This window comes from Microbacterium sp., assembly GCF_040394595.1.
Classification (GTDB): Bacteria; Actinomycetota; Actinomycetes; order Actinomycetales; family Microbacteriaceae; genus Microbacterium.
Genome location: NZ_JBEBSA010000001.1, coordinates 91,751 through 110,395 on the forward strand (window position 1 = coordinate 91,751; position 18,645 = coordinate 110,395).

Below are 18,645 nucleotides of genomic sequence, written 5' to 3' on the forward strand. Positions count from 1 at the left end.
GCGCCTCCTCCGCGCATCCGTCATCCCGGAGCGCGTCTTCCGGATCGATGCGTCCGGCCTCTGCCACGCCTCGTTCCGCCGACGATCGTCCGCCGATCGTCACAACGGAAAGCACTCATCGTGAACACTCTTCTGACCGAGACCACCGTCGACACCACCGTCGTCCCGCAAAAGGCCTCGGGGCACCCGCCCCAAGCCGATCACCAGGTCGTCACCCTCCCCGACGCCGAACGGCTGCGCCGCCTGCCCGTCGGCGACAGGGTCGCCCTGCGCATCGGACTGTGGCTGCTCGAGCGCGGACTGCGCGAGCCCCGGCCCGGGACGCCCGCCTCCCCGGAGCGCATGCTCGTCACCGAGGCCCGCGCGATCACCATGCTCACCTTCGATCTACAGCAGCGGCTCCGGTGAGGAAAGGGAACGAGAACACCACCATGATCGATCTCCCTGACGACGCGACCCTGCGTCGGCTCGAGCTCCCCGCTCGGGCCGGCGCAGGACCCTCCCCGTTCCTTCGCGAGTACGCCGCCGTACGGAACGAGATCGTGCGCGAGCTCACCTCGGGCCGCGCTGAGCAGATCTCCGCTGAAGAGCTCCTGCCGCTGCTGTACGACACCCCTGACAGGGTCCGCCGGCAATGGGCCGTCGAGCGCCGCGGCGCGATCATCGGCTGCGCCACGCTGACCGTCATCCAGGACCAGGACGGCCGCGACGCGGTCGCGAACGTCGTCCTCCGCGACGGGCACCGCGGCCGCGGCATCGGCACCGCCGTGGACGCGACGCTGGCCGAGGAGGCCCGCGCCGCCGGTGCGCAACGGATCCTCGCCTGGACCGAGCACCCCGTCCCCGCCGAGGACCGGCTGGTCCCGCCCACCGGCATCGGCAGCATCCCGCGCGACGGCACCGCCCGCTTCGCGCTCTCCCGCGGCTATGTGCTCGAACAGGCCGAGCGCGTCAGCGCGTACGTCTGGGGTCCCGAATCGGTCCCCTCGCTCCTCGCCCATCGTGAGGAAGCGCGGCGCCACGCTGACGGGTACCGGATCGTGCAGTGGATCGGCCCCACCCCCGCCGAGCACGTCGACGGCTACGCGTGGCTCAAGTCGCGGATGTCCACCGACGCGCCCGATGCCGACCTCGATCTCCCCGAGGAGACCTGGGATGCGGAGCGCGTCGCCGAGCACGACGAGCGGATACGCGAGAGCGGCTTCACCATCCAGGTGACCGCCGCCCAGCACGTCGCGACCGGGGAGCTGTGCGCCTTCAACGAGCTCGAGATCGAGTCCGACCACCATGGCACGACGCACCAGCAGGACACCCTGGTGCTCGCCGACCATCGGGGACACCGACTCGGGATGCTGGTCAAGGCCGCCGGACTGCTCTCCTGGCGGCAGCGGTTCCCGCACTCCGACCAGGTCGTCACCTACAACGCAGAAGAGAACCGCCCGATGCTCTCGATCAACGAGGCCATCGGATTCGCGCCCGTCGCCACGATGGGCGCCTGGAAGAAGGAACTGACATGAACGCCGGTCTCACGATCACCGAGATGACCCTCCCGGAATCGGCCGACGCGCCCGACGCCGCCGACCTCGTCGCGCTCGTCGCGCTCAACAACGCGATCTGCCTGAACGATTCCGGGGTCACCGACCTCGCTCGCACCCCCGAGGAGATGCTCGTCGACCTGCGCAGCGACGAGGACTGGGCCAGTCGGGTGTTCCTCGCCCGCGACGGCGGGACGATCGTCGGCGCCGCGGTCTTCGGGCACGCGGTCGCCGAGCCGACGAGCGCCGACCTCGATCTCATGGTGCTCCCGGAGCACTGGGGTGCCGGAGTCGAGGACGCCCTCCTCGCCAGAGCCGAGGAGGAGACGCGCGCGCTCGGCCGCTCCGTGCTCCAGACCTGGACCTTGCACCGCGCCCGTGCCGCGGGCGAGACCATCTCCCCCGCCACCGGTTGGGGCGTCGTCGAGCGCACCCCGCTCGCGGCGCTGCTCCTCCGCAGCGGATTCGTGCTGGAACAGGTCGAGCGCAACAGCGCCTTCGATCTGCGAGGCCCGTTCGCCGGTGTGCACGAGGCCCTCGCGGCATCGATCGCTGCCGCCGGGGACGACTACCGCCTGATCGAGTGGACCCTGCCCACCCCCGCGGCGCAGATCGAAGGATACGCCTGGGCGCTGTCCCGGATGTCGACGGATGCGCCCTCCGGCGGGCTCGAGGTGGACGAGGAGGTGTGGGACGCCGCACGGGTGCAGCGCCGCGACGCCAAGATCGCCGAGTCCGGGAAGAAGATGTCCGTCGCCGCGGTGGAGCACGTGCCGACCGGGCGCCTCGCCGCCTTCAATGAGCTGAGCATCGGCCCGGACCCCGAGGAGGCCACGCACCAGTTCAACACCCTCGTGCTCAAGGAGCACCGGGGGCACAGGCTCGGCATGCTGGTGAAGTGCGCGAACCTCGTCCGCTGGCGGGACGTCGCGCCGCGCTCTCCGCGCGTGACCACCTTCAACGCGGAGGAGAACCGCCCGATGCTCGACATCAACGAGGCGATCGGCTTCGTCCCGGTGTCCTATGCGGGCGCCTGGCAGAAGCGCCTCTCGTGAATCACTCCGCAGGATGACGATCCGGGGCGGGGATCATCCGCTGGTCCGATGATCTCCGCCGCCGGTCGCACGAGGCTGGATCCATGACCGATCCGATCCTCCAGGCACACGCCCTCTTCAAGTCCTACGGCCCCACCCACGCCCTCGCCGGCGTCGACCTCGCCGTGATGCGCGGCGAGTCCGTCGCGATCATGGGAGCCTCGGGGTCGGGGAAGACCACGCTCCTGCACGTGCTCGCCGGAATCGTGTCCCCCGACTCGGGAGGGGTGCGCTTCACCTCGCGCACCGGCGAGGCGATCGAGGTCACCTCGCTCGCGGAGTCCGCCCGCTCGCGGCTGCGGCGCGAACGCTTCGGCTTCGTGTTCCAGCAGGGGCTGCTGATCCCCGAGCTCACCGCGATCGAGAACGTCGCGCTGGCGATGATGATCAACGGGACCTCCCGCCAGGACGCGACCCAGCACGCGGCCGCCTGGCTGCACTCCCTGGGTCTCGCAGGCATGGAGGACCGCCGGATCGGCGAGCTCTCCGGCGGACAGGCCCAGCGGGTCGCGATCGCGCGGTCCCAGGTCACCGGCGCCGAGCTCATCTTCGCCGACGAGCCGACCGGGGCTCTCGACTCGCGCACCTCTGCGGAGGTGATGGACGCCCTGCTGTGGTCCACCACCGGACAGGGCCGCACCCTCGTCGTGGTCACGCACGACGCCGACGTCGCCGCGCGCTGCTCCCGCGTCGTCTCGATGCGCGACGGCGCGATCGTCCCGGCAGGAGTCGCCGCATGAACGCCGGCGTGCTCCGGCTGCTCCTCCGGCCCGCGCCGGGCGGCCTGGCCCCGATCGCGATCCCGGCCGTCGCCTTCACCGTGGTCACCGGTCTCGTGCTCATCGTCGTCGGCGGCGCGCAGAGCTTCTGGACCTGGGACGACGAGCTCTCACTGGTCTATCAGCTCCTCGCCGCGGTCGCGCTCGTCCTGCTGGTCGTGCCGCTGATGAACCTCGGCGGCGCCGCCGCGAGACTGTCCGCGCGGCGACGCGACGAGCGGCTGTCGACGCTTCGTCTGCTCGGCGTCACCCCCGCCGGGGTCTCCGTCGCCACGGTCATCGAGTCGGCGCTGATCGCCGCGATCGGTGCGGTCGCGGGTGTCGCGCTGTACTTCGCGACGACTCCCCTGATCGCTCTCATCCCCTTCCGGGGAGAGGCGCTCGGCATCGGCGGAGTGGTCCTCCCCGCGTGGATGATCGCCGCCGTTGTCGGCGGCGTGCTGCTGGTCGCGGTGGTCAGCGCCGTGATCGGGCTCCGCCGCGTGAACATCTCGCCGCTCGGGGTGCGGATGCGCGCGGAGGCTGCTCCGGTGCACTGGGTTCGCGCGGTGATCGGACTGTCCCTCGCCGTCGTGGCGTTCGTCATCGCCGGCGCAGTGCCCGGAGCACAGGGAATCGTGATGCTGATCGGCGGTCTCGTGGTCGTCTTCGCCGGGACCCTGGCTCTGCTGAACCTCGTCGGGCCCTGGGTTCTGAAGGTGAGCGCCCGGCGACAGCTCCGCCGCGCGGAGCGTCCCGAGCGGCTCCTCGCGGCGCGACTCGTGCTCGACTCCCCCAAAGCGGCGTGGCGTCAGGTGAGCGGCATCGCGATGGCGAGCTTCATGGCCGTCTTCGCAGGCACAGGGGTATCGCTCATGAGCGTCATGGGCGGCGAAGGAGCGCAGGCCGGCGAGGTCGCACTCATCGCCGACATGCGCACGGGGCTGATCATCACGCTGATCGCGTCGTTCCTCATGGTCGCGGCGTCGGTGGGCGTCAACCAGGCCTCCGCGATCTCGGACCAGCGCGAGCTGCATTCCAGTCTGCACCGCCTCGGTATGCCCGTCGAGGCGGTCGACCGCGCACGGACCAGAGCCATCATGTCGCCCCTCCTCGTCACCGCGATCGGATCGGCGATCTGCGCGGGAGTCATGATCTTCCCGCTCGTCGGGATCACCCTGATCGTGGCGCCCCTCTCGCTCGCCACCATCGCGGCGGTCCTCGCTGCCGGGATCCTCACGGTCTGGCTCAGCACCCGCGTCACCAGACCGCTGCTCACGCGATCGTTCCGGACGGCGTGATCCGTGTGCGTGCCGGCCATCCGAGCCGGCACGCATCCCTCAGGACCTTCGAAAGTCGCTCACCCGGATGCCCCGGTGCATCCGGGTGCCGCCGTCGAGCCCGGCCTCGAGAAGGCGGCTCCGGACCTCCTCCGGAACCGCCTCGATGAAGGGCTCGATCGCGTTGTGCCGGTACAGTTGACCGATCGTCCAGCGCTGGCGACGACCGGCGGCATCGATGCGCACCCGCGCGGGGGCTCCGTCGTGGGCGATCAGGACCCGTTCGACCTCCGTGAGCCGCCACGACCGTGGCGGGAGGGCGCCGTCCTCGACCGAGAGGCTGTCCGTCGTGATGCGGATCACCAGTTCACGCGCCAGCAGCACCAGCCGTAGGTAGGAGACGATCGATGTGACAAGTCCGAAAGCGAGGACGCCGGTGAGGATCAGCCCCGGGGTCCCCGCCCCGGCGAGCACGGCGACGAGGGCGGCCACGACCCCGACCGACCTGGCGCCGGCCAGCAGCCCGGGCGAGAGGGCGTCACGGACGCTCGAGACGGACACCCGCATGCTGAAGGCGCCGTCTTGGAGCTCCCACCCCGCCGGTCCGGTACGGGGAGATGCGGGCGACGCAGGCATCCTCTCACTCTAGGACGAGAGCCCGAGCCCCCTCCCGCCGGAGACAGGGCGTGGCCTTCGCGAGCAGCGCGGAGCCGGGTCGGCACGCCGCTCTCATCCGCGCCGTTCAGGCTCCCGCAGCCGGCGGCGCCGAAGGCTCTGTCCGACCACGAGACGGCCGCGTCGACGCCCGGATGACGACGAGCACGATCCAGGCCGCGAACAGGCCGAGCCCGATCGGAATCGCGCCGACGGTGTAGACGGACAGGACGAAGAAGGACCACGTCCCGGCGAAGGCGGACGAACGCCAGCCCAGCTCGACGATCACACCGGCGACGCCGCTGAACATCAGGATCGCGGCGGCGGTCAGCCAGACGACGCTGACGAGGACGGGCAGCGCGCGCAGCCATCCTCTTCCCCGCGCCGCTCTCCGACCGAGGACCATACCCGCGGACACGGACACGCCGAGGGAGAGCAGGAGGGAGATGCCCCCCATCGCGAGCGAGATGCCTGTCTCGCCGACGTTGTCCGCGCGCGGTGCCGAGCCCTCGAGCCCCCAGGCGCCGAACATCATCAGCACAGCTGCCAGCGCCGTCGCCGCGCCCGCACCCGTCCAGGAGACGGCCCGGTCGAGGCGGGTGGATCGATCGTCGGCCGTCATCCGGCCACCCTATCGGAGTGTGCGTTCGGGAACCCGTGCTCGTGCTCGTTCTCGTGCTCGTGCTCGTGCTGCGCATCGTCACCGGCGATGTCGCGATCACCTCGCCGCAGGATGAGAGGATGACGTCATGGCCGGCTCCCCTCCGATCTTCACGTCGGTCCGCGGCACGTTCCACCGCGCCGTGGACCCCCGGTTCCGCGAGTTCGCGATCTCCGGATCCCGTTCTGCCGGGCGCTACTCCCGGCCTGAGGAGCCGACACTGTATCTGAGCTCCTCCGTCGACGGCGTCGAAGCCGCGATGGTGGCGCACAGGGACGCGCGTTCCGCGGCGCTGGAGATCCTTGAGATCGAAGTCGATGGATCCGGCATCTTCGACCTGCGCGATGCCGCTGCCCTGGAGGCCGCGGGGATCGACCGGGCCGACGCCGTCGCACCGTGGCAGGAGATCGTCTCCTCCGGAGGCGTCCCGAGCTCGTGGCGGGTTCGCGACCGTCTCCTCCAAGCCGGAGCGAACGGTCTCATCGACCCTTCGAGGACGAGCCCTGGGCTCTGGCATCTCGTGCTCTTCCGCTGGAACGAGACCGGCGCCCCGACCGTGCGACCGGCAGAGAGCTGAGACCACGTCCGCACGATCCGTCCCCGGCACCCCGGAGGATGACGTGAACCCACCGAAGCGGGGAGAGACGGTGGGTTTCTTCAGGCGCACGCAGGGTGCGGTGGCGGCGTGAGGTCTGCTCTGAAGGACCCACCGAGCTGGGGGCGCAGGGCAGGATGCGCCCGGCATCCGGCCCCGCTGCGGCGTTCTCCATCACCGCCCTCGAACAGGATCGCGTGTTCACGAACGCATCACCCCTCCCCGGCGCGACCTTGATTTTCGAGCACAGGGTCGCACCGGCAGACGGTGGCACTGAGGTCGAAGTCTCCGTCGGCGTCGAGGGACTTCTCGCTCCGCTCTGGCAGCGCCTACTCCGTAAGAGCATGGGTAATGCGGCACGCTCCAGCGTGACCGGGCTGCTCGAACACCTGCGCGCCTCGTGACTCGCAGACCGCTCGGCGGCGCCTCCGCGGATCGCGCCTACTTCTCGGTCCTGGGAAGGAGGGCACGAGACGTCACAGACTGCCTCGCTGCCCTTGACGACGACGCTGGCAACGCGGGCAGTAGTGGGAGGAGCGGTTCATGAACGCCTCCCGTCGGATCGGCCCGGCGCAGCGCGGGCACTCCTCGCCCGTGCGCCCGTAGGCGTTGAGGGAGTGCGCAAAGTAACCGGCCTGCCCGTTGACGTTCACGTACTGCGCGTCGAAGCTCGTCCCGCCTTCGGCGAGGGCCTTCTCCAGCACCAGGCGGACCTCGCCGAGGAGCCTGGCCAGCGCGGGACGCGACAACGCGCGTCCCTCGGTCTCGGGGTGGATCCGGGCCGCCCAGAGGGACTCGTCGGCGTAGATGTTGCCGATGCCGCTGATGAGCCCCTGGTCGAGGAGGATCCTCTTGATCCCGCTCGCCCGGCGACGGACCGCGGCGAAGAATCCTCCGTCGTCGAAGGCGGGATCGAGGGCGTCACGGGCAATGTGGGCAACCTGAGACGGGATCCGCGGAAGCGGGCTGCCGAATCCGCCGGCGGCGTGATCCGGCGTGTCGAGCAGTTCGTCGACAGCGAGGGACCCGAAGGTGCGCTGATCCGCGAAGACCACGGCGAGCTCGCCGTGGCGGGGATGACGGATGTGCAGCCGCACGCGCTCGTGACGCTCCGGAGCCGCATCCGGAGCACGCAGGAGCATCTGACCGCTCATCCCGAGGTGGGCGATCAGCGCGTCGCGCTCGCCCTGGACGGGAAGCCAGAGGAACTTCCCACGGCGGACAGCGGCGACCACCTGGGCGCCTTCGAGACGGCCGGCGAAGTCCGCCGCCCCCTGCGCATGACGGGTGAGGGCTCGTTCGTCGAAGACGCTGACCGCGGTGATCTGCGCACCGACGACGGCCGGGGCGAGCCCGGCTCGGACCACCTCGACCTCGGGAAGCTCAGGCACGGTCGCTGAGCAGGCGCCACACGCTGAGCGCCGCCGCCATCTCGGCGGTCTTCTTGCTGGTGCCCTCGCCGGTCTGCGCGACCTCGCCGACGCTGACCGTCGCCGTGAAACGACGGTCGTGATCGGGACCCGTCGCCTCGACCGAGTACTTCGGCGGCATCAGGCCCAGCCGCGCCGCCAGCTCCTGCAGGCTGGTCTTCGGGTCCATCGCCGCACCGTACCGCTCCGGGTCGGCGAGCAGCGGCTCGGTCAGTCGGAGCACCAGCTCGGTCGCGGCGTCGGGGCCCGCGGACAGATAGGTGGCGCCGAAGACGGCCTCCATCGTGTCTGCGAGGATCGAGTCCTTGTCGCGTCCGCCGGTCTGCTCCTCACCGCGGCCGAGCAGCAGATGCGCACCCAGCCCGATGCCACGGGCGACCTCGGCCAACGCGACGGTCGACACGACGCTGGCCCGCCTCTTGGCGAGCTCTCCCTCGTCGAGGTCGGGGTGCGTGGTGAACAGCATCACGGTGACCGCGAGGCCCAGCACGGAATCGCCGAGGAACTCGAGGCGCTCATTGTGCGGGATGCCGCCGTGCTCGTACGCATAGGACCGGTGAGTCAGCGCACGCTCAAGAAGCTGAGGGTCGATATCGACCCCCAGCTTCTTCGCGAGGGAACCCGCGCTCTGCGCGAGATCGGTCACGGTCGTCAGACCGCGATCAGATGTCGGCGACCTTGCGGCCCTTGTACTCCAGGAAGAGCTCGGTGCCCTGCGAGTCGGTGACGACCTTGGCCTGGTGCGGGCGGCTGTAGACGACCTTGCCGTTCTCGACGGTCTTCACCAGAGCGGTGGGAGTCGCCTTCCACTGCGCGCGGCGCGAGCGGGTGTTCGAACGGGAGACCTTGCGCTTCGGGGGGTTACCAGCCATGACTAGCTCTCTTCTTTCTCGGCGGCGCGACTCCCTGCCGCACCGTCCTGGTCTGTGATCTGTCGGAGCGCGCTCCACCGAGGATCGATGGGAGCGGCATCATCCGCTCCGGTGCTCTCCGTCAGCAACTCGCCCGTACTCGGGTCGAGACCCGGGCAATCCGGCCGACACACCGGTTGAAATGGAAGCGACAACACGATCGCATCCCTGACCAGAGTTTCAAGATCCACGTGGTCGTCTTGAACCTCGAAGTCAGTTTCTTCTTCCCCAGGATACGCGAAAAGCTCCTGGAACTCGACTTCGACAGGCGCGGAGATCTCGGTGAGGCACCGTCCGCACTCCCCGGTGTACTCCGCATCGGCGGTTCCGGACACGAGAATGCCCTCATGCACCGACTCCAGCCGGACATCGAGGGCGAGGCTCTCCCCCGCTTCGACGGCGACGATGCCCTCGCCCCACTTCTCGGTCAGTTCGATGTCGAGGCGGTGTTCGCGCATCTCACCCGGTCTGCGGACGATGTCGCGGACGGGCAGGACGAAGGGGCCGTTGAGTCGGGAGCGCACCACGCCATGCTACCCGGGTCCCGCTGGGCGGGGCCCGATGATCAGAGTCCGCGGGCGCCGGTGTCCAGGAAAGCAGCGACCGACGGGGGGACGAACGGCGAGACGTCGCCGCCGAGGCCGGCGACCTGCCTCACGAGCGAGCTGGAGACCAGCGCATGCGCCGGATCCGGCAGCAGGAAGACCGTCTCGATGTCGGCGAGGTGGCGGTTGACGATCGCCATCGGCGATTCGTAGGCCACATCGACCTGCGAGCGGATGCCCTTCACCAGCACGCCGGCGTCGACGTCGCGCGCATAGTCGACGAGGAGCCCCATGCTCCAGGAGCCCACGATGATGTTGCCCTCGAGGCCGCCCTCCGCGATCGACTGCTCGAGCAGCGACAGCCGCTGCGCGATCGGGAGCATCGCCTCCTTGCCGGGGTTGTGCACCACCAGCACGTGAAGCTCGTCGTAGAGGCGGGCCGCACGGCGGATCACATCGAGATGTCCGAGCGTCGGCGGATCGAACGAACCAGGGACGACGGCGATGCGGCTGTTCACTTCGACTCCATCTGTCGCTCCGTGCAGGGCATGCTGACAGCCTAGGACACGGCCGGATCAGTTCTTGCTGAGAGCGGCGCGGTCGTCCTCGGTCACTCGCCGGGCGATCGCCGCCCGCAGCCCCGGATGCCCGGAGAGGTCGGGGTCGGCGGCGAGGATGCCCGCCGCGAGCTCCCGGGCCCGGGCGATCAGGTTCGAATCCTTCACCACCCGCAGCAGGCGCAACGACGACTTCACGCCCGACTGGCTGGCCCCCAGCACATCGCCCTCCCCGCGCAGCTCGAGGTCCACCTCGGCGAGGGCGAAGCCGTCGAGGGTCGCGGCCACTGCGTCGACGCGCTCCCGGGCCACCGTTCCCTCCTCTGCCTCGGTCACGAGCAGGCAGAGGCCGGGCACGCCGCCTCGACCCACGCGGCCCCGGAGCTGGTGCAGCTGCGACACGCCGAAGCGGTCGGCGTCGAGGATCACCATGGTCGAGGCGTTGGGGACGTCCACGCCGACCTCGATCACGGTGGTGGCGACGAGCAGATCGATCTCGCCCCGCGCGAAGGCCTGCATCACCGCGTCCTTCTCATCGGACGGCATCCGGCCGTGCAGGACCGCGCGCCTCACTCCGCCGAGGGAAGGGTGGGTGGCGAGCACCTCGTCGAGCTGGACGACGCCCCAGTGCGGCCCCTTCGCGGCGGCATCCGGCGGCGGGGCGCCGTCGGCCTCCGCCGTGTCCTTCGAGGTGTCGATCGCCGCGCACACGGCGAACACCTGGCGTCCCTGCGCGATCTCTTCGGCGGAGCGCTCCCAGACCCGCTGCCACCACGAAGGATGATCTGCCAGGGGCGCGACGAAGCTCTGGATGCCGGCGCGTCCCGAGGGCATCGACCGGATGACGGACGTGTCGAGGTCGCCGAACACGGTCATGGCCACCGTGCGCGGAATGGGCGTCGCGGTGAGCACGAGCGCGTGCGGGCTCGATCCCTTCGCCCGGAGCGCCTCGCGCTGCTCGACCCCGAAACGGTGCTGCTCGTCGACGACCACGAGCCCGAGGTCGGCGAACGTGGTCTTCTCGGCAAGGAGGGCGTGCGTGCCGATCACGATGAGCGCCTGCCCCGCGGCGACGCGGAGGGCGGCCTTGCGACGCTCCGGTGCCGAGAGCTGCCCGGTGAGCAGCGTGGGCATGAGCAGCGGGGCGAGGTCGGGTCCCAGCATCTTCGTGATCGATCGCAGATGCTGGGCGGCCAGCACCTCCGTCGGGGCGATCAGAGCCGCCTGTCCCCCCGACTCCGCGACCTGCAGCATCGCGCGCAGGGCGACGAGGGTCTTACCGGAGCCGACTTCTCCCTGCACCAGACGGTTCATCGGCGTGGTGGCGGCGAGGTCCTCGGCGATCCGGGTGCCGACCTCCCGCTGGTCCTCGGTGAGCGTGAACGGCAGGGCGGCGTCGAACCGCTCCAGCAGCCCGCCCGTCGACGCCGGGCGTCCGGTGGTCGTCAGCCGGCGGATCTCGGCCCGCTGCTGGAGAAGGGCCGTCTGCAGGGTGAGGGCCTCGTGCATGCGCAGGGTGCGCACCGCCGGGTCGATGTCATCGCGGGTCGGCGGGCGGTGCACGTGGTCGAGGGCCGTCCGGGCGTCGAGCAGCCCCTCCGCGCTGCGGAGCTCCTCGGACAGCGGCTCCGGCACCGGTCCGAGGTCGTCGAGCACGCGTGCGACGATCTCCGCCACCTTCCAGCTCGCGAGCGTCGACGTGGCGGGATAGATGGGGATCGGCACACGTGCCTGCTCCCCCGCCCGCTGCAGGGCCGCGTCCTCGTCGTCGAACAGCTCGTACTGCGGGTGGGCGAACTGGACCTGATCGCGGAACTCGCCGACCTTTCCGGAGAAGACCCCGCGTCGCCCCTCACGCAGCTCCTTGCGCCGCCAATCCAACTGCCCCTCGCCCTTGCCGAAGAACGTGAGGGACATGCGCCCGATGCCGTCGCCGATCACCACGTCGAGCATCGCGCCGGAACGGTTGCGCATCCGCCGGAGGCTGACGGAGAGCACCTCGGCGACGATCGTCACCGTCTCGCCGATGGGCAGGTCGCGAATGGGCGTCAACTCGCCGCGATCGGCATAGCGACGCGGATAGTGCGCAAGCAGGTCGCCGACCGTCGCCATGCCGAAGGCACGGTCGAACGCCTTCGCGACGGCGGCGCCGAGGGCGTCGTCGAGGCGCGAGTCGAGCGAGAGCGGCATGTCCACGAGTCTAGGGATGGTCGGCGACACCGGGCGCCCGCATCGGGTGTCGTATCGTGAGCGGGTGACGAGGATCATCTCTGGAACCGCCGGCGGCGTGCGCCTCGACGTGCCCTCGGCGGGCACCCGACCGACGAGCGACCGGGTGCGCGAGTCCCTGTTCGGCGCCCTCTCGTCGATGGACGTCCTCACGGGCGCCCGCGTGCTCGATCTCTACGCGGGCAGCGGCGCCCTCGGCCTGGAGGCCTGGAGTCGAGGGGCCTCCTCCGTCGACCTCGTCGAGAGGTCCCGCCCCGCCGCTGCCGTCGTCCGCCGCAACATCGGCACGGTGGCGAAGGCTCTCCGCGGCGGACCAGAGGCGAAGGCGCACGAGTCGACGGTACTCGGATTCCTCCAGCGCGCGACGGGGCCCTACGACCTCGTGTTCACCGATCCGCCGTACGACCTCGACGACGAGGCGATGACGGCTGACCTGATCGCCCTCGCGCCTCTGCTGTCCCCGGAGGCCGTCGTCGTGATCGAGCGTGCGAAGCGGTCATCGGCCCCCGACCTCTCGGCCGCGGGACTCGCGCTCATCCGCGAGAAGACCTACGGCGACACGCGCGTCTGGTGGGCCGAGCCCGCCGCGGACTGACCACGGGGTCTCACTCGTCGGCGACGCCGTCCCAGTCCCGATAGGGGTCCCACCCCGCCGCGCCGGCGGGTTCCCCATCGCGGAGCACCGCATGGGCGCCCGGCGCGAGCACCGTCCCGATGCGCCGGAATCCCGGGGGCAGGGTCTCCGGAGGGAACGTCGCCAGCAGCGCGTGGTCCTCCCCGCCGGCAAGCGCCCGATCGGGGTCGGAGCCGAGCAGAGCGGCCTCCAGCGCGAGCGTCACCCCCGACGCCTCCGCGAGGCGGGCGGCATCGAGCGCCAGTCCGTCTGAGACGTCCATCATCGCCGTCGCGCCGGTCACCGCGGCGATCGGACCGAGACCGATCGGCGGCTGCGGTCGCAGCTGCGCGTCGACCGCACTCCGCTCGGCAGCCGTGAGCGTGGAGGCGTCCACCGGGACGGGGGTGCCGTCGTCCCGGAACCTCTCGAAGAGCAGCCGAAGCCCCTCCGCGGCGAGGCCCATCTCTCCCGCGATCGCGACGAGGTCGCCGGGACGCGCTCCCGCCCGGGTCACGGCGGGGCGCCCGCCGAGGTCACCGAGCGCCGTGACCGCGATGGTCAGCACGTCGGAGGTCGTGAGATCGCCGCCGACCACCGCGCACCCGGGCGCGAGCGCCGCGCAGGCCTCGCGGAAGCCGTCCGCCAGGCACGCGACGAAGGAGAGCCGCAGGTCCCGGGGCACCGCGAGTGCGACGACGAGGGCCGTGGGGGCGGCACCCATCGCGGCGATGTCGGCGAGGTTCACCGCCGCGGACTTCCAGCCGAGATCGAAGCCGCTCGACCAGGCGAGGCGGAAGTCGGGGCCGTGGACGAGGCTGTCGGTCGTGACGACGACGGAACCCGACGGAGCCGCGATCACCGCGGCGTCGTCACCGGGGCCGAGGATCGTCGAGGACGAGGGCGACGTTCGGGAGAGGATCGTGCGGAGGATCGTGCCCTCCGAGACGTCGCCGAGCCGTGGGTCGTCGTCAGCAGGCATCGGGGGCATGCAGTCAAAGGTAGCCTGGAAGCATGCTCCGTCGCCTTGCCGCTGCCGCCTGCGTGCTCGCGGCGCTCGCCCTGTCGAGCTGCTCGTCCACCGTGCACATCGAGCCGGCCAAGGACGCGAACGATCCGCTCTGCGCCGAGGTGACCGTCCGCCTTCCCAACGCCCTCGCCGACCAGGATCGACGGTGGACCGACGCACAGGCCACCGGCGCCTGGGCCGCGCAGGGCTCGACGGACTCCACGACGATCGTCAGCTGCGGAGTGGAGGTCCCGGGACCCACCAGCCAGCTGCAGTGCATCTCGATCGAGGGCGTCGACTGGCTCGTCGACCCGGCGAAGGAGCCGTGGATGCGCATGACCACCTACGGCCGCGACCCCGCCGTGCAGGTCTTCGTGAACACCAAGGTGGTCAACGGCAATGCCGTGCTCTCGAACAGGTCGCTGGTCACCGCCGTGCAGAAGATCCCGGTCGATCGCAAGTGCATCGCCCCGGACAAGCTGCCCGACGGCTACGAGGCGCCCAAGGGCTGAGCGCTCAGCGGCGCAGACCGGCCTCCACCAGCTCCGTGATGAGGTCGCCGTAAGCGAGTCCCGAGGCGATCCAGCACTTCGGGAACATCGAGATCGGGGTGAAGCCCGGCATCGTGTTCAGCTCGTTGACGACGAGCTCTCCCTCCGTGGTGAGGAACATGTCCACCCGCGCCAGTCCGCGGCCGTCGACCGCCTCGAACGCGTGGACGCCCACGCGCTGCACCGCGGCCGTCTCAGCCTCCGTGAGTTCGGCGGGGCAGACGGTCTCCACTCCGTCGCCGCCGAGGTACTTGCCCTCGAAGTCGTAGAAGCCGCGCGAGGTCAGCACGATCTCACCCGGAAGCGAGGCGCGCACGCCGTCGGCGCCCTCGAGCACGGCGACCTCGATCTCGCGCCCCGTGATGCCGGTCTCGACGAGCACCTTCTCGTCCTCGGCGAACGCGATCTCCAGCGCCGCGTCGAGTTCCGCGAGGTCGGCGACCTTCGACACGCCGACGCTCGACCCAGCTCGGGCGGGCTTCACGAACACCGGGAGACCGAGCTCGGCGATCCGGGTGCGCAGAGGGCCGGCGTCACGGACCCAGTCGCGCCGGCGCACCGTGACCCATGGCGCCACGGCGATGCCGGCCGCCTGCAGGGCGACCTTCATGAAGTGCTTGTCCATGCAGAGCGCGGAGTCCATCACGCCGCCCCCGGCGTAGGGGACCTCGAGCGTGTCGAAGAAGCCCTGGATCGTGCCGTCCTCGCCGTGGGTGCCGTGCAGGATCGGCAGCACGACATCGACCTCTCCGAGGTCCTCGACGCGCCCGTCCTGATGCACCACGCGGAGCGTACGGTCGCCACCGGGCTCCGGCCACCTCACCCGGCTGCCGTTGTCGGCCACCTCCGGGAGACGAGCCGCGTCGAGGGCGAACTTCCCGGGATCGTCCTGCTCGAGCACGAAGGCGCCCTCGCGCGTGATCCCGACCGGGATCACCGCGTAGCGGTCACGATCGATCGCCGCCAGCACCCCGCCCGCCGTGGCGGAACTGATCGAATGCTCGCTGGAACGCCCGCCGAAGAGCACCACCACCGTCTGCCTGTCCATGATTGGTCCTCTCCCCCTGCGGGGTGTCGTCGTCGGTCGTCAGGTGAGGGGCGATGTCGCGGGGATCCATCCTGCCGTCGAGCACCATCTTCACCTGCTCCACGATGGGCATGTGCACTTCCGCCTCATGGGCGAGCTGCAGGATCGGCGCCACGGAGGCGAGCCCCTCCGCCGTCTGCTGCATCTGCTTCACCACGTCCTGGAAGCTGTACCCCTGGCCGAGCAGCCGCCCCGCGGTGTTGTTGCGGCTCAGCGGCGACTGGCAGGTGGCGATGAGGTCGCCGAGACCGGCGAGGCCCTGCAGCGTCTCAGGGTGCGCGCCGTTCGCCACGGCGAAGTCGGTCATCTCGACGAGGCCGCGGGTGATGATCGACGCCTTGGTGTTCTCGCCGTAGCCCACGCCGTCGACGATGCCGATCGCGACGGCGATGAGGTTCTTCAGCACCCCGCCGAACTCGGTGCCGATCACGTCGGTGTTCACGAACGACCGGAAGTAGGAGTTGCGCGCGGCGCGGGCGACCGCATCGGCGGTCTCCTGACTGCGCGAGGCGATGACCGCGGCGGTGGGCTGCTCGCGCGCGATCTCGAGCGCGAGGTTGGGCCCGGAGGCCACCGCGATGAGCCCCGGGTCGCAGCGGAGCTCCTGCTCGATGACCTGGCTCATCCGCAGGCCGGTCGTGCGCTCCACGCCCTTCATCAGGCTGACCACGGGGATGTCGCGCCCCTCGATGAGCGGACGCACGGCCTTGAGGTTCTCACGCAGCGACTGACTGGGCACCGACAGGAACACCTGGTCGACGCCCTCCATCGCGCGGGCGAGCTCGTGAGTCGCGTTCATGGCCCGCGGGAGGTTGATCCCGGGGAGGTACTTGGAGTTGCGCTTCGCCTCGGCGATCTCCTGAGCCAGCTCGGGGCGGCGGGCCCACATGGTGACCTGCGCGCCGCCGTCAGCGAGGATCTTCCCGAACGTCGTCCCCCAGCTGCCGGCGCCGACGACGGCGACACGGGGGCCTGCGGCGGCGGGGGTACGTCTAGGAGTCAAGGCGCCCCGTCTCCTTCTGTCCGTGCTCCGCCGGGTTCCAGCGCTTCTCCGGTGCCTTCTCGCCGCGCACCGGCTCCAGGAGGGCGGTGATCGCGTCCATCAGCCGCCGGGTCGCCTCGGCGAGCACGGCCTGATCGCCGGCCCTTCCCGTCAGGTCGGAGAGGTCGACGGGGTCGCCGATCACCACGGTCACCTTCTTGCGCGGCGGCCAGAAGCGGATGACCTTGCCATAACGGGGCATGATCTCCTGCACGCCCCACTGCGCCATCGGGATGAGCGGGATGTCGCCGGCGAGGGCGAGGCGCACGGCGCCCGTCTTCCCCCGCATCGGCCACAGGTCGGGGTCGCGTGTGAGAGTGCCCTCCGGATAGACGATCACACCGCGTCCATGCTGGACGAGCTCGCGCGACTGCACCATCGTCTGCTTGGCAGCGGCGGCCGATGAGGCCCGCGCCACCGGGATCATGCCGGTGCGCTTGAGCGCCCAGCCGAGCACCGGGACGCGGAACAGGCTCTCCTTCGCCATGAAGCGCGGCGCGCGCTTCAGACGCCAGACAGCGACCGCCACCACGAGCGGGTCGAACTCCGAGTAGTGGTTCGGCGCGAGCACGAACGCGCCCTCTCGCGGCAGCTTCTCCTTGCCGACGAAGGTGATCTTCGCCAGGAACGAGACCACCGGCACGACGGCGACGGCGAGCAGCCAGAACAGGCTGGGTCTGCTCTTCTCCGAGGCGGTCATCGGCTCATCCGACGACGTCGAAATCGGCGCCCAGCGCCGAGAGCTTCGTCAGGAACTTCTCGTAGCCGCGGCTGAGGATGTCCACGCCGGAGACGTGTGACTCCCCCTGGGCGGTGAGCGCCGCGATCACGTGGCTGTAGCCGCCGCGGAGGTCGGGCACCACGATGTCCGCGGCGTGCAGCGGGGTCGGGCCGGTGATGACGGCCGCCTGCTCGAGATCGCGGCGAGCGACACGACGCGGGCCGTCCTGCAGACCGTGCGGGTGCACGACGATGTCGGCGCCCATCTTGACGAGCGCCTGTGTGAAGCCCATCCGGTTCTCGTACACGGTCTCGTGCACGATCGACCGGCCCTTCGCCTGGGTCAGCGCCACCACCAGCGGCTGCTGCCAGTCGGTCATGAAGCCCGGGTGCACGTCGGTCTCGACCACGACGGGCTGCAGCTCGCCGTCACGGCGGAAGAGGATGCCGTCCTCCTGGATGTCGAACCAGCCGCCCGCCTTGCGGAACACGTTGAGGAATGTCAGCATCTCGGGCTGCTTGGCGCCGCCGACGAAGATCTCGCCGTCGGTCGCCAGTGCCGCACTGGCCCAGGACGCCGCCTCGTTCCTGTCGAAGATCGACCGGTGATCGTATCCCCGCAGACGGTCGACGCCCTCGATGTAGATGACGCGGTTCGGCTCGTAGGAGATGATCGCGCCCATCTTCTGCAGGACGGCGATCAGGTCCATGATCTCCGGCTCGATGGCCGCGTTGCGGAGCTCGGTGACGCCCTTCGCCCGCACGGCGCTCAGCAGCACCTGCTCGGTGGCGCCCACACTGGGGTACGGCAGGTGGATGTTCGCGCCGCGCAGACCGCTCGGCGCGGAGAGGCGGATGCCGCTGGGCAGCTTCTCGACCACGGCGCCGAACTTGCGCAGCGCGTCGAGGTGGAAGTCGATCGGACGGTCGCCGATGCGGCAACCGCCGAGGTCGGGGATGAACGCCTGCCCGAGGCGGTGCAGCAGAGGGCCGCAGAAGAGGATCGGGATGCGCGAGGCTCCCGCGTGCGCGTCGATCTCCTCCATGTGCGCCGACTCGACGCCGCTCGGGTCGAAGGTCAGCGAGCCGGGCTCGTCCCCTTCGATGACGCGGACGCCGTGGACTTCGAGCAGCGAACGGACGACCGCGACGTCACTGAGGTCCGGCACATCGCGCAGTGTGCTGGGGGTCTCTCCCAGGAGCGTCGCGACCATCGCCTTGGTGGCGAGGTTCTTCGCGCCCTTCACGTCGACCCGGCCGCGCAGCGGCTGCCCCCCGCGGATCGCGAGTTCGGATCCGGTCAGCGCCGGTGCTCCTCGGAGAGCGGCATCGCGCACAGGTGTCGTCATTCGGGCCTCTTCTTCATCGGTGTGA

Annotated in this window: 21 protein-coding genes; 8 read left to right on the plus strand and 13 right to left on the minus strand. The window is 70.5% G+C overall.

Annotation, left to right across the window (positions count from 1 at the left end):
- Positions 1-120: 120 nt before the first annotated feature.
- The 5 genes from ABWO84_RS00465 to ABWO84_RS00485 all read left to right on the plus strand — a co-directional run bounded on the left by ABWO84_RS00465 (position 121) and on the right by ABWO84_RS00485 (position 4,688).
- Entirely contained in the window at positions 121-408 is a 288-nt protein-coding gene (locus tag ABWO84_RS00465) for a hypothetical protein (protein ID WP_353111402.1), read from the plus strand.
- A 23-nt stretch (positions 409-431) separates the two neighbouring features.
- A complete protein-coding gene (locus ABWO84_RS00470) occupies positions 432-1,517 on the plus strand; it encodes a GNAT family N-acetyltransferase (protein WP_353111404.1) in 1,086 nt (361 codons plus the stop codon).
- Complete coding sequence (locus ABWO84_RS00475) at positions 1,514-2,590, plus strand: GNAT family N-acetyltransferase (protein ID WP_353111406.1); 1,077 nt, start codon at positions 1,514-1,516, stop codon at positions 2,588-2,590. Before ABWO84_RS00470 ends, ABWO84_RS00475 begins: the two co-directional genes overlap by 4 nt.
- An 83-nt stretch (positions 2,591-2,673) precedes the next feature.
- Entirely contained in the window at positions 2,674-3,369 is a 696-nt protein-coding gene (locus ABWO84_RS00480; RefSeq protein ID WP_353111408.1) for an ABC transporter ATP-binding protein, read from the plus strand.
- Complete coding sequence (locus ABWO84_RS00485) at positions 3,366-4,688, plus strand: FtsX-like permease family protein (protein WP_353111410.1); 1,323 nt, start codon at positions 3,366-3,368, stop codon at positions 4,686-4,688. Before ABWO84_RS00480 ends, ABWO84_RS00485 begins: the two co-directional genes overlap by 4 nt.
- A 39-nt stretch (positions 4,689-4,727) precedes the next feature.
- On the opposite strand, the gene ABWO84_RS00490 is transcribed toward ABWO84_RS00485, so the two are convergent.
- Both ABWO84_RS00490 and ABWO84_RS00495 read right to left on the minus strand, forming a co-directional pair.
- Positions 4,728-5,303 carry a hypothetical protein gene (locus tag ABWO84_RS00490; protein ID WP_353111412.1) on the minus strand — a complete coding sequence of 192 codons (576 nt, stop codon included), beginning with the start codon at positions 5,301-5,303 and terminating at the stop codon, positions 4,728-4,730.
- Positions 5,304-5,409: 106 nt separating this feature from the next.
- Positions 5,410-5,943, minus strand: a complete 534-nt coding sequence (locus ABWO84_RS00495) for a hypothetical protein (RefSeq protein ID WP_353111413.1) — start codon at positions 5,941-5,943, stop codon at positions 5,410-5,412.
- 127 nt (positions 5,944-6,070) lie between these two features.
- Between ABWO84_RS00495 and ABWO84_RS00500 the strand changes: the two genes are divergently transcribed.
- Positions 6,071-6,559 (plus strand): RES family NAD+ phosphorylase, encoded by a 489-nt coding sequence (locus ABWO84_RS00500; RefSeq protein ID WP_353111415.1) that lies wholly within the window; start codon positions 6,071-6,073, stop codon positions 6,557-6,559.
- A 494-nt stretch (positions 6,560-7,053) separates the two neighbouring features.
- Here the strand turns inward: ABWO84_RS00500 and mutM are convergent, their stop codons facing one another.
- The 6 genes from mutM to ABWO84_RS00530 form a co-directional block, all read right to left on the minus strand.
- Complete coding sequence (gene mutM, locus ABWO84_RS00505; RefSeq protein WP_353111417.1) at positions 7,054-7,968, minus strand: bifunctional DNA-formamidopyrimidine glycosylase/DNA-(apurinic or apyrimidinic site) lyase; 915 nt, start codon at positions 7,966-7,968, stop codon at positions 7,054-7,056.
- The gene (gene rnc / locus ABWO84_RS00510) at positions 7,961-8,653 is read right to left on the minus strand and encodes a ribonuclease III (protein WP_353111419.1); all 693 of its coding nucleotides are present in this window, start codon (positions 8,651-8,653) and stop codon (positions 7,961-7,963) included. The genes mutM and rnc overlap by 8 nt, the downstream gene beginning before the upstream one ends.
- Before the next feature lie 16 nt (positions 8,654-8,669).
- Positions 8,670-8,879 carry a 50S ribosomal protein L32 gene (rpmF, locus tag ABWO84_RS00515; protein ID WP_353111421.1) on the minus strand — a complete coding sequence of 70 codons (210 nt, stop codon included), beginning with the start codon at positions 8,877-8,879 and terminating at the stop codon, positions 8,670-8,672.
- Between the two features lie 2 nt (positions 8,880-8,881).
- Positions 8,882-9,376: a YceD family protein gene (locus tag ABWO84_RS00520; protein WP_353112272.1), complete on the minus strand. Its 495-nt coding sequence runs from the start codon at positions 9,374-9,376 to the stop codon at positions 8,882-8,884.
- Between the two features lie 107 nt (positions 9,377-9,483).
- On the minus strand, positions 9,484-9,981 hold the full coding sequence (gene coaD, locus ABWO84_RS00525) for a pantetheine-phosphate adenylyltransferase (RefSeq protein WP_353111423.1): 498 nt from the start codon (positions 9,979-9,981) through the stop codon (positions 9,484-9,486).
- A 57-nt stretch (positions 9,982-10,038) separates the two neighbouring features.
- Positions 10,039-12,210: an ATP-dependent DNA helicase RecG gene (locus tag ABWO84_RS00530; RefSeq protein WP_353111425.1), complete on the minus strand. Its 2,172-nt coding sequence runs from the start codon at positions 12,208-12,210 to the stop codon at positions 10,039-10,041.
- Positions 12,211-12,274: 64 nt separating this feature from the next.
- Between ABWO84_RS00530 and rsmD the strand changes: the two genes are divergently transcribed.
- Positions 12,275-12,844 carry a 16S rRNA (guanine(966)-N(2))-methyltransferase RsmD gene (gene rsmD, locus ABWO84_RS00535; RefSeq protein ID WP_353112274.1) on the plus strand — a complete coding sequence of 190 codons (570 nt, stop codon included), beginning with the start codon at positions 12,275-12,277 and terminating at the stop codon, positions 12,842-12,844.
- Between the two features lie 10 nt (positions 12,845-12,854).
- Here the strand turns inward: rsmD and thiL are convergent, their stop codons facing one another.
- Positions 12,855-13,853 (minus strand): thiamine-phosphate kinase, encoded by a 999-nt coding sequence (gene thiL / locus ABWO84_RS00540; RefSeq protein ID WP_502915358.1) that lies wholly within the window; start codon positions 13,851-13,853, stop codon positions 12,855-12,857.
- A 23-nt stretch (positions 13,854-13,876) separates the two neighbouring features.
- Between thiL and ABWO84_RS00545 the strand changes: the two genes are divergently transcribed.
- Positions 13,877-14,383, plus strand: a complete 507-nt coding sequence (locus tag ABWO84_RS00545; protein ID WP_353111427.1) for a DUF3515 family protein — start codon at positions 13,877-13,879, stop codon at positions 14,381-14,383.
- A 4-nt stretch (positions 14,384-14,387) separates the two neighbouring features.
- Here the strand turns inward: ABWO84_RS00545 and ABWO84_RS00550 are convergent, their stop codons facing one another.
- Genes ABWO84_RS00550 through murA form a run of 4 tightly spaced genes read right to left on the minus strand, consistent with a single transcriptional unit; the run spans position 14,388 to position 18,620 of the window.
- Positions 14,388-15,470 (minus strand): D-alanine--D-alanine ligase family protein, encoded by a 1,083-nt coding sequence (locus tag ABWO84_RS00550; protein WP_353111429.1) that lies wholly within the window; start codon positions 15,468-15,470, stop codon positions 14,388-14,390.
- Complete coding sequence (locus ABWO84_RS00555; RefSeq protein WP_353111431.1) at positions 15,370-16,512, minus strand: NAD(P)H-dependent glycerol-3-phosphate dehydrogenase; 1,143 nt, start codon at positions 16,510-16,512, stop codon at positions 15,370-15,372. The genes ABWO84_RS00550 and ABWO84_RS00555 overlap by 101 nt, the downstream gene beginning before the upstream one ends.
- Positions 16,502-17,251, minus strand: coding sequence for a lysophospholipid acyltransferase family protein (locus tag ABWO84_RS00560; protein ID WP_353111433.1), 750 nt, complete (start codon positions 17,249-17,251; stop codon positions 16,502-16,504). Before ABWO84_RS00560 ends, ABWO84_RS00555 begins: the two co-directional genes overlap by 11 nt.
- Before the next feature lie 4 nt (positions 17,252-17,255).
- Positions 17,256-18,620, minus strand: a complete 1,365-nt coding sequence (gene murA, locus ABWO84_RS00565) for a UDP-N-acetylglucosamine 1-carboxyvinyltransferase (RefSeq protein ID WP_353111435.1) — start codon at positions 18,618-18,620, stop codon at positions 17,256-17,258.
- Between the last annotated feature and the right edge of the window lie 25 nt (positions 18,621-18,645).

Excerpts from the sequence above, each read along its gene's own strand:
- ABWO84_RS00470 (WP_353111404.1), top strand. The coding sequence starts at position 432 with ATGATCGATCTCCCTGACGACGCGACCCTGCGTCGGCTCGAGCTCCCC.
- ABWO84_RS00475 (WP_353111406.1), top strand. The coding sequence starts at position 1,514 with ATGAACGCCGGTCTCACGATCACCGAGATGACCCTCCCGGAATCGGCC.
- ABWO84_RS00480 (WP_353111408.1), top strand. The coding sequence starts at position 2,674 with ATGACCGATCCGATCCTCCAGGCACACGCCCTCTTCAAGTCCTACGGC.
- ABWO84_RS00485 (WP_353111410.1), top strand. The coding sequence starts at position 3,366 with ATGAACGCCGGCGTGCTCCGGCTGCTCCTCCGGCCCGCGCCGGGCGGC.
- ABWO84_RS00490 (WP_353111412.1), bottom strand. The coding sequence starts at position 5,303 with ATGCCTGCGTCGCCCGCATCTCCCCGTACCGGACCGGCGGGGTGGGAG.
- ABWO84_RS00495 (WP_353111413.1), bottom strand. The coding sequence starts at position 5,943 with ATGACGGCCGACGATCGATCCACCCGCCTCGACCGGGCCGTCTCCTGG.
- ABWO84_RS00500 (WP_353111415.1), top strand. The coding sequence starts at position 6,071 with ATGGCCGGCTCCCCTCCGATCTTCACGTCGGTCCGCGGCACGTTCCAC.
- rpmF (WP_353111421.1), bottom strand. The coding sequence starts at position 8,879 with ATGGCTGGTAACCCCCCGAAGCGCAAGGTCTCCCGTTCGAACACCCGC.
- ABWO84_RS00520 (WP_353112272.1), bottom strand. The coding sequence starts at position 9,376 with ATGCGCGAACACCGCCTCGACATCGAACTGACCGAGAAGTGGGGCGAG.
- ABWO84_RS00530 (WP_353111425.1), bottom strand. The coding sequence starts at position 12,210 with ATGCCGCTCTCGCTCGACTCGCGCCTCGACGACGCCCTCGGCGCCGCC.
- thiL (WP_502915358.1), bottom strand. The coding sequence starts at position 13,853 with ATGCCCCCGATGCCTGCTGACGACGACCCACGGCTCGGCGACGTCTCG.
- ABWO84_RS00545 (WP_353111427.1), top strand. The coding sequence starts at position 13,877 with ATGCTCCGTCGCCTTGCCGCTGCCGCCTGCGTGCTCGCGGCGCTCGCC.
- ABWO84_RS00550 (WP_353111429.1), bottom strand. The coding sequence starts at position 15,470 with ATGGACAGGCAGACGGTGGTGGTGCTCTTCGGCGGGCGTTCCAGCGAG.
- ABWO84_RS00560 (WP_353111433.1), bottom strand. The coding sequence starts at position 17,251 with ATGACCGCCTCGGAGAAGAGCAGACCCAGCCTGTTCTGGCTGCTCGCC.
- murA (WP_353111435.1), bottom strand. The coding sequence starts at position 18,620 with ATGACGACACCTGTGCGCGATGCCGCTCTCCGAGGAGCACCGGCGCTG.